The sequence below is a fragment of the Sphingomonas sp. EU05-FHT14C10 genome (assembly GCF_058790595.1).
Genome location: NZ_JBYTEN010000009.1, coordinates 117,782 through 134,592 on the forward strand (window position 1 = coordinate 117,782; position 16,811 = coordinate 134,592).

The window sequence follows — 16,811 nt, forward strand, 5'->3', positions numbered from 1 at the left end:
GACGGCGTGTCGCTTTTATCCAATAACGCGCCTTCGCCCGACGCCGATCCCGGCGGCGCTCAATCTTCGGCGATCTGGCTGTCGCGTCGGGTTTCCGGAAGCATCAGGAAACCGATCGTGGCGACGCCCGCCATCGCCGCGACATACCAGTAGAATCCGGCCTCGACCCCTGCCTGCTTGAGCCACAGCGCGACATATTCGGCGCTGCCGCCGAACAGTGCGTTGCCGATCGCATAGGGAAGCGCGACGCCCAGCGTGCGGACATGGGCGGGGAAGAGTTCCGCCTTCACCAGCGCGCTGATCGCCGTGTAGCCCGAGAGCAGGAGGAGCAGCCCGCAGATGACGGCGAAGGCGAGCGCGGGCGCGGGGCCGGCGGCGAGCAGGCTGTAAGCCGGCACCGTCGCGATCATCGCGCCGATCCCGAACAGCAGCAGCATCGGCTTGCGCCCGAAGCGATCGGCGAGATGCCCGAAAAGCGGCTGGGCGCACATGTAGACGACGAGCGCGCCGGTCATCACCCCGGTCGCGGTCTGGCGATCGAAACCGGCCGTGTTGACGAGGAATTTCTGCATGTAGGTGGTGTAGGCATAGAAGGCGAGGCTGCCCCCGGCGGTGATCGCGACGACGAGCAGGAAGGCGCGGGGATGGGCGCGCCACAGATTGCCGATCGTCGACCGGGGGCGATCGGCCTTCGCCATCGCCTCGAACGACGCGGTTTCGGCGAGCCGGCGGCGCAGCACATAGACGAGGAGCGCGAGGAGAGCGCCGAGCGCGAAGGGGATGCGCCAGCCCCATGCTTCAAGCTGGGCCTCGCTGAGCAGGGCCTGGAGCAGCAGCACGATGGCGAGCGCCGAAAGCTGGCCGCCGACGAGGGTGACATATTGGAAGCTGGACCAGAAGCCGCGCCGCGCGCGCGGGGCCATTTCGGAGAGATAGGTGGCGCTCGTCCCATATTCGCCGCCGACCGACAGCCCCTGCAGCATGCGCGCGACGAGCAGCCACAGCGGCGAGAGCAGCCCCGCCTGCGCATGGGTGGGCGCGACGGCGATGAGCAGCGAGCCGCCGAACATCAGCCCGACCGACAGCGCGAGGCCGGCCTTGCGCCCCCGGCTGTCACCATAGATCCCCATGATCCACGCCCCGATCGGGCGCATCAGGAAGCCGACGCCGAAGATCGCGGCGGTGGAGAGCAGTTGCGCGGTGCGATCGCCCTGGGGAAAGAAGGCCGGCGCGAAATAGATGGCGAGCGCCGCATAGGCATAGAAATCATACCATTCGACGAGATTGCCCGCCGATCCGCCGATGATCGACTTCAGCCGCCGCGCTTCCATGATCGCTCCCCGCCCTTCGCGCCCGGTTCGGCGCATGCGGAGGCTAGGCCAGGACGGCGGGCGGTTGCAAATCGCGGCTCGCCCGGCCATGCCTGCGCTGATCGTTGGGTGAGTGCTGGAGTGCGTCCTTGAAGAAACAGCGTGCGGCGATCGGTCTTTTCCTGCTGACCTGCTCATGCGTTGCGCCCCGGCAAGCGCCGCCGACGCCTGCGCCCACCCCGGCGCCGCCGCCACCCGCGCCGCCGCCCGCACCGGTCAAGCCCGAGGGCGACGATTGGCGCGACTGGCCGATCACGCCGGGCACGTGGAGCTATCGCGCGACGGCGACGGGGGGCAATGCACGCTTCGCCGCGCCGGGGGCGCCGGCGGCCGAACTGATCCTGATCTGCGCACGCCAGACGCGCGAGATCATGATCGTTCGCCCCGCCGCCGCCGCGGTCACCGGCGCGATGACGATCCAGACGAGCAGCGGCGCGAGCGCCGTGCCGATCAAGGCGGGCAGCGCGACGCTGCCGGCATCGAGCCCGCTGTTCGACCAGATGGGCTATAGCCGTGGGCGGTTCATGGTCACGATCGCGGGCGTTCCCCGCCTGATCGCGCCGGCATGGCCCGAAGTGCTGCGCGTGACCGAGGATTGCCGTTGATGCGGCGCGGCTGGCTGCTGCTTCCGCTTGTGCTCGCTGCGTGCGACCGGCCGCCGCAGCCTTCCAACGCGACGATCGTTCATTCGGAGAGCGAGGCGCCGACGCCCGCCGACGAACAGGATCGGCCCGGCCGGGACGGGATCAGCACCGAGCGCACCGACATTCCCGAGCTTGACGGCATCCCGCTGGCCGAGGGGCGCTGGACGCTTGTCGACGGGCCCGAGGCGCGCTTCGGGCTGGCGGGCGAGCCGAGCTTTTCGATCCGCTGCGACAATCAGCTCCACATGATCGTGATGACGCGCGGCGCGATCAGCGGCGGCAACCTACAGATCATCACCGATCGCGGCGCGACGCGTTTCGACGCGCAGGGCGACGGCGCGAAAACGGTCGCCAGCTTTTCGGCCAAATATCCGTGGTTCAGGGATGTGCTGGCAAAGGCGGACGGCGCGATCGGGGTGCGGATCGACGACGGCGAGCCGCTGGCGCTGCCCATCGATCCGGCGATTGCCGAGGTTGTTTCAGCCTGTCGGTAAAGGGGGCACCGGGAACGCGGCGCGAAACCTGACAATTGTCCGAAAAAATTTTCATTTCAAGTCTTGATCGTCGAATCATGATGATTCACTTTCCGATCGTGCCGCAGGGCACAATGGCTTCAACCAGCGAAAGGAGGTGATCCGATGTCTCATGGTTCAGCAGAGAGGTCGGTCAAGTCCGTTCGGGAAATGCGCGCCTGAAGCGCTGCGCCTAAGTTTCCCGGAGGCGGCACTTCCGGCCGCTGACCATGTTAAGGGGTTGCCGGGTCTTCGAGGCCCGGCAGCCCTTTTTCAGTTTCGGGCGTCCGTCATCGTGAGCGCAGCGCGGCAATCCAGGCGAGATTTCCGGGCATCGGCTGGATTGCTTCGTCGGCTTCGCCTTCTCGCAATGACGGGAGATGGGGATAGTCTCAGCGCCTTGCGCGGCGCAGGCGGCGGGCTTCGTCGAGCTCGAGCAGTTCTTCGCGGATGCGGAAACTGATCCGCGCCACCCTGATTTCGAGCAGGAAGGTCACCAGCGCGGCGATCAGCAGCAGCATCGCGACGATGAAGGCCGCCGCCACCGCCTGACGGAAGGCGAGATGCGCGAGCTGGGTGACGAAGAGCAGCGCGACGAGCGTACAGACCGCGATCGCGCTCGACACGCACAGCCAGATGGCGAGATTGGCGAGATCCATCCGCCTGTCGAGGATGCGCAGCTCCCACACGATCCGCTCATGCTCCTCGCCCGTCGAGGTGGCGTGGCGCTCGGCCAGCCAGCGCGAGCGATCGACGACGCGCGCGAGGCGGCCGGCGATGACGTTGAGGATCGCGCCCAGCCCCGCGAGGAGGAAGACGGGCGCGATCGCGAGCTGGATCGTCTGCGCGATGCTGGAAATGGCGGGCAGTTCGGGCATGGCGCAGGGATGGCGCGCACCAGCCCATCCGGTCAAGCGCGAACACGCCTTGGTAACGGAGGCGCGGCTAGGCTGGCGGGGTGAACAAGCCGCATTCCGCTTCGCATTTCATTCCGCCCGCCGGGCCGCCGGTGCTGGCGGTCGCGGGCGTGGCGAATGCGATCGACGACGTGGCGGCGCGCTGCACCCCGGCGGGGTTCCTGCGCGCGAGCTGGTATCGCGCCGCGCTGAGCGCCTATGGCGGGCGCGATCCGCGCAGTTTCGTCGCCTATGACGCCGCGGGCAGGGCGGCGATCGCGCTGCCGCTGGCCGGTGTCGGCCCGGCGGCGCTTGGGCTGGCGGCGGTGCCGGGATGTTACTGGCCCTTCCGCACCTTTCCGATCGCCGACGACGCGCCTGCAGAGCTGCTCCGCGCGCTGCTGCGCCTGGTCGCGGGGCGGGTGCGGGCGTGGCGGATGGGGCCGGTCAATGGAGACGATCCGCTGCTTGCCAGGTTGCGCACCGAGGCGCCGGCAGCGGGGTGGCGGCTGATCGAGCGGACCGTCGCGCGGCGCTTCGTCCTCGACATCGCGGCGTTGCAGGCGGAAGGCGCATGGCCGCGCGGATCGACGCTGCGGAAGAACCGCTTCCACGAAAAGCATCTGGCGGCGCATGGCGCGCCCGGCTGGTCCTTCCACAGCGGCGCGGACTGGACGGCGCGGCTGATCGACGATCTCGGCGCGATCGAGGCCAAGAGCTGGATCGCGACGCGCACCGAGGGCGAGGACGCCAAATTCCACGACAGCGCGCACGAACCGTTCTGGCGCGAGGTGGCGGGCGACCCCGCGATCGCGGCGATGATGCATGTCGCGCTGCTTCGCGTCGGCGGACGGCCGGCAGCTTTCTCCTTCGACCTCGATGTGGGGGCGACCAGATATGCGATCGCCAACAGCTATGATCCGGCCTTCGCGCGGCACAGCCCCGGCAAGCTGCTCCAGTATCGCAACCTCGAGCATGGCATGGCGCGCGGGATCGCGCGGGTCGACTGGGGGGCGGGCGACAGCGGCTACAAGCGCGTCATCGGCGCGGCGGAGGCACCGCGGATCGTCGATTGCCTGTTCGTGCGCGAAGGGCTGGGCGCGGGGATCGCGGCACGGATGTGGGGCGGGTGAGGGTTGAGCCTGCGCCTCGATCCTTGTCGTCATTGCGAGCGCAGCGAAGCAATCCAGTGGGGTGTCAGGCATCGTCTGGATTGCTTCGCTGCGCTCGCAATGACGGGGGGCAGCGTGACGATGGTCGTTGTAGGGAATGGCGGAAAAGCGGGATTTCCGTCGCTGGAAGTTGACAAAGTTGAGAGGCTGGAGCGGTCTTCTCAACTTCGGAGCTCGGGCGATGTCAAAGAGCGGGGCGTCATGCGCCTGCATTCCGCATAACATTGCGCCGGGGCTGTAGGACAGCATTTGGCGACGCGGGCGCTCCGGCCGTCGCGGCTTTGCCGGGATACGAATTTTTGGGGGTAGCTGCGGCCGGGTGGCTGACCTAGTCCCCGATGATATGGACATGCCGGCGAGAGACGGGCTTCGGGCGCTGACCGAGAAGGAGAAGCCGACGCTTCGCCTGATCGTCCGCGGCCACGATGCCAAGTCGACCGCGCGCAGCCTTGGGCTTTCGGTCCACACGATCAACGAGCGGCTGCGCGATGCGCGGCGCAAGATGGCGGTGTCGAGCAGCCGCGAGGCGGCGCGCCTGCTGCTGGCGGCGGAAGGCGGCGCAGCGCTGGCGGACCCCGATTTGCCGGGGGACCCCTATTTATTGGGGGACAGGGGAATCGGGGAGGACGCGGCGGCCCCGGGGGTGGATCAGGGAAGCGCGCCGGTCAGCGGCGTGGGGCGGGCGCTGCGCCGGCCCCGGATCATCATCGGAGCGCTTCTCATGACTCTTCTGCTCGGACTGCTGGCGCTTGCCGCGTCGCCCCAAGCCGATTCTACCTCGCCCGCTTCCGCCGCCGAGGCCACGGCCAATGCCGAAGCGGTGACTTTCGCGCGCCAATGGCTGGCGCTGCTCGATCAGGGGCGCTGGGACGAAAGCTATCGGGCGACGGGCACCGCGTTCCAGAAGCAGAATACGGCCGAAGTCTGGGCCTCGGTTTCCGAAAAGGTGCGCAAGCCGCTTGGCGCGGCGATCTCGCGCAGCTTCCTCAGCCAGGAAAATCTGCCTGCCCCGCCGGCCGGCTATGAAGTGGTCAAGTTCCGCACCCGCTTCGCGAGCAAGGGCGAGACGGTGGAGACGGTGGCGCTCGAGCGCGTCGATGGCGACTGGCGCGTGGTGGGTGTGACGATAGGCTGAGCTAGAAGCCCTGGGCTTTCAGAAACGCGTCCATCTTCATCGTCGCGAAATCGCCTTCGATGCCGAGATTGTTGTTGAGCTGCATATGGTTGCTGTCGGGGACCGGAACGATCTCGGTCACCGCGCCGCCCTTGCGCAGGGGGGCGGCGAGGGCCTCGGCCTGGGCATAGCCTTCGAGGCGGCGGGCATCCTGCAGGAAGAGCCAGGCGGGAGCATTGGGCGGATCGAGATGCGCGATCGGCGAGAGGCGGAGGCGGCGCGCGGGATCGGCGCCGAAGGCGGGGCCATAATAAGGCATGGACGTGCCCGGCGAGCCCGACATCATCGTCGGCACGTCGAACGCGGCGCCGTCGATCAGCACCACGGCGCGGATTGTGTCGAAGGGGACCTTGGCTACCGCCAGCCACTGCGGATCGCTGGCGATCATCGCGGCCAGATGCGCGCCCGAGCTGTGGCCGACGAGGACGATGCGGTTGGGATCGGCCCCGATGTTGCCGGCATTGCTGCGCAGCCAGGCGATCGCGCGGGCGACGTCGCCTATCTGCTGTTCCACCGTCACCTGCGGCACGAAGCGGTAGGTGACCGAGCTGTAGACGAAATGCTGGTCGAGGAAGTGGCGCGGCTTCTCCCCCCCGCCCGCACGGGGATCGCCAGCGCTCCAGCCGCCGCCATGGAGATAGATCATCAGCGGCCAGCGCCCCTTGTGGCGCGTCGTCCAGACGATCAGCCGCTGGCGGGGATCGAGATCATATTTGAGATCGGTGCGCTGGATGAGCGTACCCGTGCTCGTCCGCTGCGCCAGCACCACCGGCGTCGCGAAGGCGAAAAGGCAGGCGATCAGCGCGAAGGCGAGGAGCCGGAGCTTCATGCGCGCGATCAGACCATAGGCGTGCGCAGGGGGGAAGGGGGCATCGTCATTGTGAGCGCAGCGCTGCTATCCGGCGGGGCGACGGGCTTCGTCTGGATTGCTTCGCGATGCTCGCAATGACGGGTGGCCGGAGGATATGCCGATATCGGGCGCCAATGTGGGGTGGACGTGGCGGCCCCCGTCCGATAGGCGGTCGCCGCAACTTTCGGGACAATCTGCGTGGCAAATGTAACCGTGATCGGCGCCCAGTGGGGCGACGAGGGCAAGGGCAAGATCGTCGACTGGCTGGCGTCGCGGGCGGGTATGGTCGTCCGCTTCCAGGGCGGCCACAATGCCGGGCATACGCTGGTGGTGGGCAACCAGACCTATAAATTGTCGCTGCTGCCCTCGGGCATCGTGCGCGGCACGCCCTCGGTCATCGGCAACGGCGTGGTGCTCGATCCCTGGGCGCTGAAGGCCGAGGTCGAGAAGCTGAGCGCGCAGGGCGTGAAGGTGAGCCCCGAGACGCTGCATATCGCCGACAACTGTCCGCTGATCCTGCCTTTCCACCGCGACCTCGACGCGCTGCGCGAGGATGCGAGCGGCGCCGGCAAGATCGGCACGACGCGGCGCGGCATCGGCCCGGCCTATGAGGACAAGGTCGGCCGCCGAGCGATCCGCGTGTGCGACCTTGCGCATCTCGACGATCTGGCGCCCCAGCTCGACCGCCTGACCGCGCATCATGACGCGCTGCGCGCGGGCTTCGGCGAGCCGCCGATCGATCGCGACGCGCTGCTCGCCGAGCTGCGCGGGATCGCCGATTTCGTGCTCCAGTTCGCGTGCCCGGTGTGGCGGATGCTCGACGAGGCGCGGCGGCGCGGCGACCGCATCCTCTTCGAAGGCGCGCAGGGCGTGCTGCTCGACGTCGATCACGGCACCTATCCCTTCGTCACCTCGTCCAACACGATCGCGGGGACCGCGGCGGGCGGATCGGGGCTGGGGCCGGCGGCGGTCGGCTATGTACTCGGCATCGTGAAGGCCTATACGACGCGCGTCGGATCGGGGCCGTTCCCGACCGAGCTGACCGACGAGACGGGCGAGCGGCTGGGCACGCGCGGGCACGAGTTCGGCACCGTCACCGGGCGCAAGCGGCGCTGCGGCTGGTTCGACGCGGTGCTGGTGCGCCAGTCGGCCGCGGTTTCGGGGATCACCGGCATCGCGCTCACCAAGCTCGACGTGCTCGACGGGTTCGAGACGCTGAAGATCTGCACCGGATACCGGGTGCGGGGCGAGCTGCTCGATTATTTCCCCGCGCACGCCGCCGATCAGGCGCTGGCCGAGCCGGTCTACGAGGAAATCGAAGGCTGGCAGGAATCGACGGCGGGCGCGCGGAGCTGGGCGCAGCTTCCCGCGCAGGCGATCAAATATATCAAGCGCGTCGAAGAGCTGATCCGCTGCCCGGTGGCGCTGGTTTCGACCAGCCCCGAACGCGAGGACACGATCCTCGTCCGCGATCCGTTTGCGGATTGAGTTTGGGTCGTGAAATGCGCTGACGGCGCATTTCGCGGCACCGGCCCGCTCCCCCACCCGGCCTCCCATTCACGATACTGTCGTTGGGAGGCCGGGTGGGGGAGCGGGCCGGCGCCGCCAAGCTCGTGCTGAAAGCACGTCATCAATAACAAGCGCTCCGGGGCGGGGCTGCCCCGGAGCTGTCAGGCGCCTCGATCAACTACGCGCGCGGCGTGTGGTGAGGCTTGGGCGTTTCCTTGTCGTCGGGAACGCCATTATTGTTCTTGTCGACCGATGGATCGAGCGTGGGTGCGGGCTGCGGGGTCGAGCCCGGCCTGGGGAGCGCGGAAGGGTCCTGTTCCGGCGCGGTGCTCTGGCCCGGCATCGGCGCGGGCTGGGCGGGATCGGGGGGACTGGTCGTCTGCGCGATGGCGGGGATGGCGAGCGTCGCGGCGGCCGCGGCGATCAGGAAGGTCTTGCGCATATGCTCTCTCCTATTGCGGGAAAGAAAACGCGCGGGCTTTGAAATGCTTTCCGCCGTTTGACCGGGGATTGCGGCGGATCGTCGAACGGTCGATGACTCCGCCGCGCGCGCGGCTCGGCTCGTCGTCGGCCGTTAGGGTCAGCGGCCCGTCTGGGCCCGGTGGAGCAGTTTCTGGTCGGCGAGGACCAGCGCCATCATCGCTTCGACCACCGGCACGCCGCGAATGCCGACGCAGGGATCGTGGCGGCCCCTGGTCATGATCTCGGTCGCCTCGCCGTCGCGCGTGATCGTCGGCACCGGAGTGAGGATCGAGCTGGTCGGCTTGAAGGCGACGCGCAGGCGGACGGGCTGGCCGGTCGAGATGCCGCCGGCGATCCCGCCTGCATGATTGGCCTCGAAGATCGGCCCGTCATTGCCCGGGCGCATCGGATCGGCATTCTGCTCGCCGGTCAGGCGCGCGGCGGCGAAGCCGTCGCCGATCTCGACGCCCTTGACCGCGTTGATCGACATGGCGGCGGCGGCAAGCTCGCTGTCGAGCTTGGCATAGAGCGGCGCACCCCAGCCCGCCGGCACGCCCGTCGCCTCGCACTCGACGATCGCGCCGAGCGAGGAGCCCGCCTTGCGCGCGGCATCGATCGCGTCGGCCCAGCGATCGGCGGCGGCGGCATCGGGGCAGAAGAAGGGATTGGCGTCGATCTGCGCATCGTCGAACGCCGACGGATCGATCGCGTCGCCGCCGACCTCGGAGACCCAGGCGCGAATCCGCACCTCGGCGATCACCGCGCGCGCGACCGCGCCGGCCGCGACACGCGCCGCCGTCTCGCGCGCCGAGGAGCGGCCGCCGCCGCGATAGTCGCGAAAGCCGTATTTCGCGTCATAGGCATAATCGGCATGGCCGGGGCGATAGGCCCTGGCGACGTCCGAATAATCCTTCGAGCGCTGGTCGACATTCTCGATCATCAGGCTGATCGGGGTGCCCGTCGTCAGCCCCTCGAACACCCCGGAAAGGATGCGGACCCGATCGGGTTCCTGCCGCTGGGTGGTGAAGCGCGATGTGCCGGGGCGACGCCGGTCGAGCCAGGGCTGGATATCGGCTTCGCCAAGCGACAGGCCGGGCGGGCAGCCATCGACGACCGCGCCGAGCGCCGGCCCGTGGCTTTCGCCCCAGGTTGTGAAACGGAAAACGCGGCCGAAACTGTTGAACGACATGTCAGGCGCCTCCGGCCGCCGAGGCGCGCGCGATCACTTGTGCGTTGCGGGAGCCGCAGCCGGTGCAGCCGCATTGGCCGGCTCGACCGCGTTGCCGGCGGGCGCCGACGCATTGGCGGCCTCGTCGGTCTTGGCAGCGGCGTCGGCTGCGGGTGCCGCAGCCGCAGTCGGCAACGGCTGCGGATGATCGCTCTGCTGGTTGAGCCAGGCGATGACGTTCGCGCGATCCTCGCCCTTCGACAGGCCGGCGAAGGTCATCTTGGTGCCTTCGGCGAACTTGCGCGGGCTGCTCAGCCACTGGTTGAGCAGATCGAAATTCCAGGTGCCGCCCTTGCTCTTCAGGGCATCGGAGAAGGGGAAGCCGCCGGCGCCCTGGCCGATGCCCTCACCCACGACGTTCCACAGATTGGGGCCGATGCCGTTCGCGCCGCCCTTGGTCGCGGTATGGCAGGCCGCGCACTTGGCAAAGACCTTCTCGCCCGCCGCAGGATCGGCCTTGGCGAGCAGCGTTTCGATGGGAACCTCGGCGGCAGCGCCGGCGCCGCCTTCTTCCTCGACGCCTTCGATCGGATAGCCCATCTTTTCGGGCCGCCCGCCGTGAAAATATTCTCCGCTCACGATTCCGACGCCGAGCGCGACGATGGCCGCACCCAGTACCCAACCGGCTATCGTGTTCGTGCGATTATCCATGAGCCCCTGACGCCTCCCCTTGCGGCCTCTCCAAACCGGCCAATCGTTGCGGGACATGCCGCCCGCATTCGAACAACCTGATTTCCATAGAATCGCAATTGCGCCTCCGCAAGCGGCGCTTGCCGAGGGGCGTCGCTGGCCTTAAGCGCCGCCGACAACATGGAAAGCTACGCCGCACCCGCCCGCCGCCTCGTCGATGAAATGGCCGCCGCCGCCGCCGCCGACCCTGCGCGCGCGGTCGCCTTTCAGGGCGCGCCCGGCGCAAATTCGCACCTCGCGGCGATCGAGCATTTCCCCGACGGCCTGCCGTTGCCCTGCTTTTCCTTCGAGGATGCCATCGATGCAGTGCGGTCCGGCGCGGCCGGCCACGCCATAATCCCGATCGAGAATTCGCTCCACGGCCGCGTCGCCGACATGCATTTCCTGCTGCCCGAATCCGGCCTGTCGATCGTCGCGGAGCATTTTTTGCGCGTCCGCCACTGCCTGATCGGGCGGGCGGGCGAATCGGTGGTGCAGGCGATGAGCCATCCGCAGGCGCTGGGCCAGTGCCGCAACTGGTTGCGCGCGCGGGGAATCACTCCCGTCGCCTATGCCGACACGGCTGCGGCCGCGGCCCTCGTCGCCGAGGAAGCCGAGCCCGGCGTCGCGGCGATCGCGCCCGCGCTGGCGGCGCAGCTCTATGCGCTCGACCTGATCGCCGAGAGCATCGAGGACGGCGACGACAACACCACGCGCTTCACCATCCTGGCGCGCGACGCGCGCGATCCGGCGCGCGACCAGCCGCTGATGACCACTTTCCTGTTCGAGGTGAAGAACATCCCCGCCGCGCTCTACAAGGCGATGGGCGGCTTCGCGACCAACGGCGTCAACATGACCAAGCTGGAAAGCTACCAGCGCGGGGCGAGCTTCGCGGCCACCGAATTCTTCGCCGACATCGAAGGCGCGCCGGGCGACCCGGCGGTCGACCGCGCGCTGGAGGAACTGCGCTTCCACAGCAAGTGGGTGCGCATCCTGGGCGTCTATCCGCAGGAGCGCCCGCGCACGGTGGTGTGAGGGCTGTTTATCTCGTCATTGAGTGCGGGTCGGCCAGAGGGGCGGATGTCCGATTAGCGGCGGGAGAACGATCACTCCTCCCCCAGCCACCAGCGGAACAGCGTGTGGGCGATGGCATAGGGCGGAGGGGGCAGGAACGGCGCGCCGGGTTCGCCGTCCATCGCGGCGCGCACACCTTCGCGGTCGACCCAGAAGGCGTCCTCAAGCTCGGTCGTGTCGATGGTAAGCGCCGGATCGTCGGTCGTCGCGACGCAGGCCATCATCAGCGACGAGGGGAAGGGCCAGGGCTGGCTGACGATGTAGCGCACGTCGCGGACGCGGATGCCGGCTTCCTCATACAGTTCGCGCGTCACCGCTTCCTCGATCGATTCGCCGGGTTCGACGAAGCCGGCGAGCGCCGAATAGCGGCCTTCGGGATAGCGCGGCTGGCGGCCGACGAGCACACGCCCCTCATGCTCGGCGAGCATGATGACGACGGGATCGACGCGCGGGAAATGCTCGGTCCCGCAATTGGCGCAGCGGCGGCCCCAGCCGGCGCGGTGGAGGCGCAGGTCCTGCGACCCGCAGACCGGGCAGAAGCGCAGGCGCACATGCCAGTCGATCAGGCTGCGCGCTGCGGCATAGGTCGCTGCTTCCTCGCGCGGGAGGATGTCGAGCAGGCGGAAGATGGCGTAGGAGCGCGCCGCGCCTTCGGGAATGTCGCGGTGGAACTCGACGAAGCGCGGGCGGCCTTCGTCGAGCCCGAGCAGCAGCAGCTCCGACGTGTCGCGCGCCTCGGCAAGGCTTGCCCAGGCGAGGCGGCCGAGATCGTCGAGGATCGGATCGATGCCGTCGAGGCGCAGCAGGCGGGCGCGCCAGTCCGACATGGCGGCGGCCAGCGCTTCCATGTCGGTGCGCAGATGATCGGCGCGGTCGAGCGTCGATCCGGTGAATCCGGGAAAATGGCTCACAGGCTGCGATAGACCGAAACGGCGAATTCCTTGGTGAAGGGCATCGTCTGGTCGGGCATGAACTGGGCATAGCCGCCGGCACGCACCTGATTGACGCGATCGACGAAGGCGATCGTCGCCGCCGCGCCGCCCCAGCCGAAGGTGCCGACCCCCGATCCGCCCGGCGTCGCCTTCAGCGTCACGCGTCCGCCGGCGCCGAAGCCCGCGCCGTCGATCAGCGTTCCCGCGGTGTCGGCGCCGGCGGGCAGCAGGTTGGACATGCCGAGGCGCGCCGTCTCTGCCTTCATGATCCGCGTGCCGCCGATCGCGCCTTCGCCCATCAGCATCAGCAGGAAGCGGTCATAGTCGCGCATCGACATGACGAGGCCGGCGCCGCCGAAGGGGAAGGCCGGCTTGTCCTGAAACACGCTGTACAGCCCCGGATCGAGCGGGAAGGGCCCCGAGGGCAGGTAGAAATAATTGGTGGTGAGGCGCGGCAGCGCGCTCGTCGGCACCTGGAACCAGGTGCTCGTCATCCCCAGCGGATCGAAGATGCGCGTCTGGAGGAAGCGATCGAAGGGCATGGCCGACGCGACCTCGATCACGCGCCCGAGCAGGTCGAGCCCGACCGAATAGCTCCATTTCGCGCCCGGATCGGCGATCAGCGGCAGCGTGGCGAGGCGATTGGCGAATTCCTCGAGGCTGGGCGCGGTCGGCACGTCGGGGAAGCCGGGCAGCTTCTTGCGGCTGGCGGCGGCGGGATTGAGGCCGAGGCGCTGATATTCGGCCAGCAACGGCCCCTTGGTGACGATCGTGTAGCCGAGCCCCGCCGTATGGGTGAGCAGGTTGCGCACCGTGATCGGACGCGTGGCGGGCCGGCTGGTCAGATCCTTCATCGGATCGACGAGGACACGCGGATTTTTGAAGCCCGGGATGAAATCGGCAATGTCCTGATCGAGCGACAGCTTGCCTTCCTCGACGAGGATCATCGCCGCCATGCCGGTGATCGGCTTGGTCATCGAATAGACGCGCCACAGCGTGTCGGCATCGACCGGGGTCTTGCTGTCGCGCGCGATTGTGCCGGCGGCGAGGAAGGTGGGCGCAGCGCTGCCGAAGCCGACCGCGCCGCCGACGCCCGGCAATTTGACCGGCGCATAGCTGTCGAGCAGCGCCTGGACGCTGGCCAGTTTCGTGTCGCGCGCGAAGGCGGGAGTGGCGGAAAGCGCGGCGGCGCCGAACAGGCCGCCCAGAAAAAGCCTGCGATCAAGCTGCTGATCGAACATCCATATCCTCCCTCATCGCCAGTTCGGCCGCTTTGGCGAACAGACTCGGCAGCCCCGCCTCGCCGATCCTGTCGAGCGGCCACCATTCTCCTTCCGGCCAGGGATCGCAATCGCTTTCGATGCGGCCGACGCGCACCTCGAGATCGAGCGCGAAATGGGTGAAGACATGCGTGACGAAGCCGGCGGCGACCCAGTCTCCGTCGGCCGGCGCCGCGCTGTCGGAGCCCTTGCTCCACCCGGTCGAAGGCAGGGCGCGCATCCCGCCGAGCAGGCCCCTGGTCGGGCGGCGGACGAGGCGGACGGCATCGTCGCGGACGGCGAACCAGGCAATGCCGTGGCGGTGCGGGCGATCTGCTTTGGGCGGCTTGACCGGATAGGCGGCGGCATCGGTGCGGCCCGCGCAGTGCGCGGCGAGAGGGCAGATCGCGCAGGCGGGGTTGCGCGGGGTGCAGATCGTCGCGCCCAGATCCATCATCGCCTGCGCGAAATCGCCGGCGCGATCGGCGGGCGCGATCGTGTCGGCGAGCGCGCGGAGCCGGGGCTTCGCGCCGGGCATCGGATCGGCGACGGCGAAGAGCCTTGCGGTCACGCGCTCGACATTGCCGTCGACCACCACGGCGCGGCGGCCGAAGGCGATCGCGGCGACGGCGGCGGCGGTATAGGCGCCGATGCCGGGAAGCGCGCGCAGGCCTGCCTCGTCGTCGGGAAAGCCGCCGCGCGCGGCGACGGCGCGCGCGCAGGCGAGCAGGTTGCGCGCGCGGGCATAATAGCCGAGCCCCGCCCATGCGCTCATCACATCGGCATCGGCGGCGGCTGCGAGCGCCGCGACGTCGGGCCAGCGCGTCGTGAAGCGCTCGAAATAGGGCTTCACCGCTGCGACGGTCGTCTGCTGGAGCATGATCTCCGACAGCCAGACGCGATAGGGATCGGGCGGCGGCGCGCCGGGCGGGCTGCGCCAGGGCAGGACGCGCGCCGCGCGGTCATACCAGCCGAGCAGCAGACGCGCGGGTTCCGTATCGACGCACATGGGGCGGCTATGGCATGACGCGGCGGATGAAGGAACGCCGCACCCCCAAATCACCGGCGCCGGTCGCGGAGGAACGCCCGCGCGGCGGCCCCGCGCGCGCGGTTGCGGAGATGCTGCCCGATGTCGGGCGCGCGGCCTTCCGCCGATTCGGTTTCGTGCAGGCATCGATCGTCGGCCGCTGGGGCGAGATCGTCGGCAGCCGCTATGCCGGCGTGTCCGCGCCCGAATCGATCCGCTTCCCGCAGGGCGAGCGATCCAACGGCGTGCTGACGCTGACCGTATCCTCCGCGCACGCGCCGATGATGCAGCATGTCGCGCCCGAGATCGTCGAGCGGGTCAATCGCTTCTTCGGCTATCCGGCGGTTTCGCGGGTGACGATGAAGCAGGGGCAGATCGCGCCGCGCGCGCCGCGCAAGCCGCCACCCTCGCTCAAGCCCGTGCCCGTCGAGCTGGGCGACAGCCTGCGCGCGATCGTCGATCCGGAATTGAAGGCGGTGCTCGAGGCGCTGGCGCAAGGCGTGGCGCGGACGAGCGGCGTGCCGCAGGTCGAGAAGGGACAGGACTGAATGTCGAGATTGCTGGCGTTGATTGTCTGTTTCGTCGCGCTCTCCGCAGCCGCCCCGCCCAAGATCGACTGGACGCGCAAGGTGACGATGACGCCGACGGGCGCCTTCGTGATGGGCAATCCCGCCGCCAAGGTGAAGCTGGTCGAATATGTCAGCTACACCTGCCCGCACTGCGCGCATTATGTCGCCGAATCCAAGGACGCGCTGCGCCAGCAGTACATCGCCAATGGCAGCACATCGATCGAGCTGCGCCACGCGGTGCGCGACCGGCTGGACTTCATCGCGACGCTGCTGGCGCGCTGCGGCGGCGCGGCGCGCTTCTTCGGCACCAGCGAGGCGATCTTCGCGGCACAGAATGACTGGATCGACAAGGGCGCGAGCTATGAGCAGGCCAATGGCGAGAAGCTCACCGCCATGCCGCGCGACGAGGGGCTGAAGCTGGAGGCGCGGGCATCGGGGCTGGCGGCGATCGTCGAGGCGCGCGGCGTGACGCCTGCGCAGATCGACAAATGCCTGACCGACGCGGCGCAGCAGAAGCTGATCGGCGACATGACCGATCAGGCGTGGAACGGCGTCCGCATCCCCGGCACCCCGGCCTTCGCGATCAACGGGACGATCGTTCCCGACGCCGCAAGCTGGGCGGCCTTGAAACCGGCGCTGGTCGCGGCGCAGAAGTAAGCCAACGCATTTTCACCACGGGAGTCATTCGACCAATGAAATCGACCATCGGCCTCAGCCTTGCCGCGATCGCGCTGATCCTGTCCGGCTGCTCGGGCAAGAGCGACGAGACCGCGGCGGCGGGCAACGCCACGGGCAATGCCAGCGCGTCGGCCTCGACCGCAGCGGCGATCAAGGCGCCGGCGGGCAGCGACTGGCTGACCACTGTCAGCAAGACCGCCGACGGCGGCTTCGTGATCGGCAATCCCAATGCGCCGGTGAAGCTGGTCGAATATCTCTCGCTCACCTGCCCGCACTGCGGCGAGTTCGCCAAGACCGCCTTCCCGCAGCTGCGCGACAAATATATCGAGAAGGGCACCGTCAGCCTCGAAGTGCGCAACTATGTGCGCGACCCGATCGACGTGACCGCATCGCTCATCACGCGCTGCAACGGCGCGGCGCCCTTCCTGCCGCTGACCGAGCAGATGTTCGAGAATCAGGAAGCGCTGTTCGAGAAGGCGCAGAAGCTGACCCCGGCCGACCAGCAGCGCATCGGCGCGCTGCCGCCCAACCAGCAATATGGCGCGATCGCGACCCTCGTCGGCCTCGACGAGTTCGCGCGCCAGCACGGCATCGCCGACGCCAAGCTGAAGACCTGCCTTGCCGACAAGGCCGAGCTCGACCAGCTCGTCTCGATGCAGAAGGTCGCCAACGACCAGATCAAGATCCAGGGCACGCCCAGCTTCCTGATCAACGGCAAGCTGCTCGACGCCACCGCGACCTGGGAGCTGCTCGAGCCGCAGCTCATCGCCGCGGGGGCCTGATCCA

The 16,811-nt window shown here is 68.7% G+C and carries 18 protein-coding genes; 9 read left to right on the top strand and 9 right to left on the bottom strand.

What is annotated here, in order from left to right; translation table 11 throughout:
* Positions 1-59: 59 nt before the first annotated feature.
* A complete protein-coding gene (locus AC3WT0_RS11125) occupies positions 60-1,331 on the bottom strand; it encodes an MFS transporter (protein ID WP_492753615.1) in 1,272 nt (423 codons plus the stop codon).
* 128 nt (positions 1,332-1,459) lie between these two features.
* Between AC3WT0_RS11125 and AC3WT0_RS11130 the strand changes: the two genes are divergently transcribed.
* Both AC3WT0_RS11130 and AC3WT0_RS11135 read left to right on the top strand, forming a co-directional pair.
* Positions 1,460-1,975 carry a hypothetical protein gene (locus AC3WT0_RS11130; protein WP_492753617.1) on the top strand — a complete coding sequence of 172 codons (516 nt, stop codon included), beginning with the start codon at positions 1,460-1,462 and terminating at the stop codon, positions 1,973-1,975.
* On the top strand, positions 1,975-2,508 hold the full coding sequence (locus AC3WT0_RS11135) for a hypothetical protein (protein WP_492753618.1): 534 nt from the start codon (positions 1,975-1,977) through the stop codon (positions 2,506-2,508). The genes AC3WT0_RS11130 and AC3WT0_RS11135 overlap by 1 nt, the downstream gene beginning before the upstream one ends.
* A 410-nt stretch (positions 2,509-2,918) precedes the next feature.
* Here AC3WT0_RS11135 and AC3WT0_RS11140 read toward each other — a convergent pair whose 3' ends face one another.
* Positions 2,919-3,404 (bottom strand): DUF2721 domain-containing protein, encoded by a 486-nt coding sequence (locus AC3WT0_RS11140; RefSeq protein ID WP_492753650.1) that lies wholly within the window; start codon positions 3,402-3,404, stop codon positions 2,919-2,921.
* 80 nt (positions 3,405-3,484) lie between these two features.
* Here AC3WT0_RS11140 and AC3WT0_RS11145 point away from each other — a divergent pair, with 80 nt between their 5' ends.
* Entirely contained in the window at positions 3,485-4,555 is a 1,071-nt protein-coding gene (locus tag AC3WT0_RS11145) for a GNAT family N-acetyltransferase (protein WP_492753619.1), read from the top strand.
* A gap of 382 nt (positions 4,556-4,937) precedes the next feature.
* Positions 4,938-5,729: a helix-turn-helix domain-containing protein gene (locus tag AC3WT0_RS11150; RefSeq protein ID WP_492753652.1), complete on the top strand. Its 792-nt coding sequence runs from the start codon at positions 4,938-4,940 to the stop codon at positions 5,727-5,729.
* Position 5,730: 1 nt separating this feature from the next.
* Here the strand turns inward: AC3WT0_RS11150 and AC3WT0_RS11155 are convergent, their stop codons facing one another.
* Positions 5,731-6,597 carry an alpha/beta hydrolase gene (locus AC3WT0_RS11155; RefSeq protein ID WP_492753620.1) on the bottom strand — a complete coding sequence of 289 codons (867 nt, stop codon included), beginning with the start codon at positions 6,595-6,597 and terminating at the stop codon, positions 5,731-5,733.
* A 219-nt stretch (positions 6,598-6,816) separates the two neighbouring features.
* Between AC3WT0_RS11155 and AC3WT0_RS11160 the strand changes: the two genes are divergently transcribed.
* Positions 6,817-8,106, top strand: a complete 1,290-nt coding sequence (locus AC3WT0_RS11160; protein WP_492753621.1) for an adenylosuccinate synthase — start codon at positions 6,817-6,819, stop codon at positions 8,104-8,106.
* Between the two features lie 199 nt (positions 8,107-8,305).
* Here the strand turns inward: AC3WT0_RS11160 and AC3WT0_RS11165 are convergent, their stop codons facing one another.
* The 3 genes from AC3WT0_RS11165 to AC3WT0_RS11175 form a co-directional block, all read right to left on the bottom strand.
* Positions 8,306-8,569: a hypothetical protein gene (locus AC3WT0_RS11165; RefSeq protein WP_492753623.1), complete on the bottom strand. Its 264-nt coding sequence runs from the start codon at positions 8,567-8,569 to the stop codon at positions 8,306-8,308.
* 138 nt (positions 8,570-8,707) lie between these two features.
* Positions 8,708-9,778 carry a chorismate synthase gene (aroC, locus tag AC3WT0_RS11170; RefSeq protein ID WP_492753624.1) on the bottom strand — a complete coding sequence of 357 codons (1,071 nt, stop codon included), beginning with the start codon at positions 9,776-9,778 and terminating at the stop codon, positions 8,708-8,710.
* Positions 9,779-9,811: 33 nt separating this feature from the next.
* Positions 9,812-10,468, bottom strand: coding sequence for a c-type cytochrome (locus tag AC3WT0_RS11175; RefSeq protein ID WP_492753625.1), 657 nt, complete (start codon positions 10,466-10,468; stop codon positions 9,812-9,814).
* Between the two features lie 159 nt (positions 10,469-10,627).
* Between AC3WT0_RS11175 and AC3WT0_RS11180 the strand changes: the two genes are divergently transcribed.
* Positions 10,628-11,521: a prephenate dehydratase gene (locus AC3WT0_RS11180; RefSeq protein ID WP_492753626.1), complete on the top strand. Its 894-nt coding sequence runs from the start codon at positions 10,628-10,630 to the stop codon at positions 11,519-11,521.
* Positions 11,522-11,592: 71 nt separating this feature from the next.
* On the opposite strand, the gene nudC is transcribed toward AC3WT0_RS11180, so the two are convergent.
* The 3 genes from nudC to AC3WT0_RS11195 are packed head-to-tail and all read right to left on the bottom strand — an operon-like array spanning position 11,593 to position 14,760.
* Positions 11,593-12,408 carry an NAD(+) diphosphatase gene (gene nudC, locus AC3WT0_RS11185; protein ID WP_492753653.1) on the bottom strand — a complete coding sequence of 272 codons (816 nt, stop codon included), beginning with the start codon at positions 12,406-12,408 and terminating at the stop codon, positions 11,593-11,595.
* 59 nt (positions 12,409-12,467) lie between these two features.
* Complete coding sequence (locus AC3WT0_RS11190) at positions 12,468-13,733, bottom strand: serine hydrolase domain-containing protein (RefSeq protein WP_492753627.1); 1,266 nt, start codon at positions 13,731-13,733, stop codon at positions 12,468-12,470.
* Complete coding sequence (locus AC3WT0_RS11195; protein ID WP_492753629.1) at positions 13,714-14,760, bottom strand: A/G-specific adenine glycosylase; 1,047 nt, start codon at positions 14,758-14,760, stop codon at positions 13,714-13,716. The genes AC3WT0_RS11190 and AC3WT0_RS11195 overlap by 20 nt, the downstream gene beginning before the upstream one ends.
* Positions 14,761-14,774: 14 nt before the next feature.
* On the opposite strand from AC3WT0_RS11195, the gene AC3WT0_RS11200 reads away from it, so the two are divergent.
* The 3 genes from AC3WT0_RS11200 to AC3WT0_RS11210 are packed head-to-tail and all read left to right on the top strand — an operon-like array spanning position 14,775 to position 16,807.
* On the top strand, positions 14,775-15,326 hold the full coding sequence (locus AC3WT0_RS11200) for a DUF721 domain-containing protein (RefSeq protein ID WP_492753630.1): 552 nt from the start codon (positions 14,775-14,777) through the stop codon (positions 15,324-15,326).
* Complete coding sequence (locus tag AC3WT0_RS11205; RefSeq protein WP_492753631.1) at positions 15,327-16,004, top strand: DsbA family protein; 678 nt, start codon at positions 15,327-15,329, stop codon at positions 16,002-16,004.
* 35 nt (positions 16,005-16,039) lie between these two features.
* Entirely contained in the window at positions 16,040-16,807 is a 768-nt protein-coding gene (locus AC3WT0_RS11210) for a thioredoxin domain-containing protein (RefSeq protein WP_492753632.1), read from the top strand.
* Positions 16,808-16,811 lie beyond the last annotated feature (4 nt).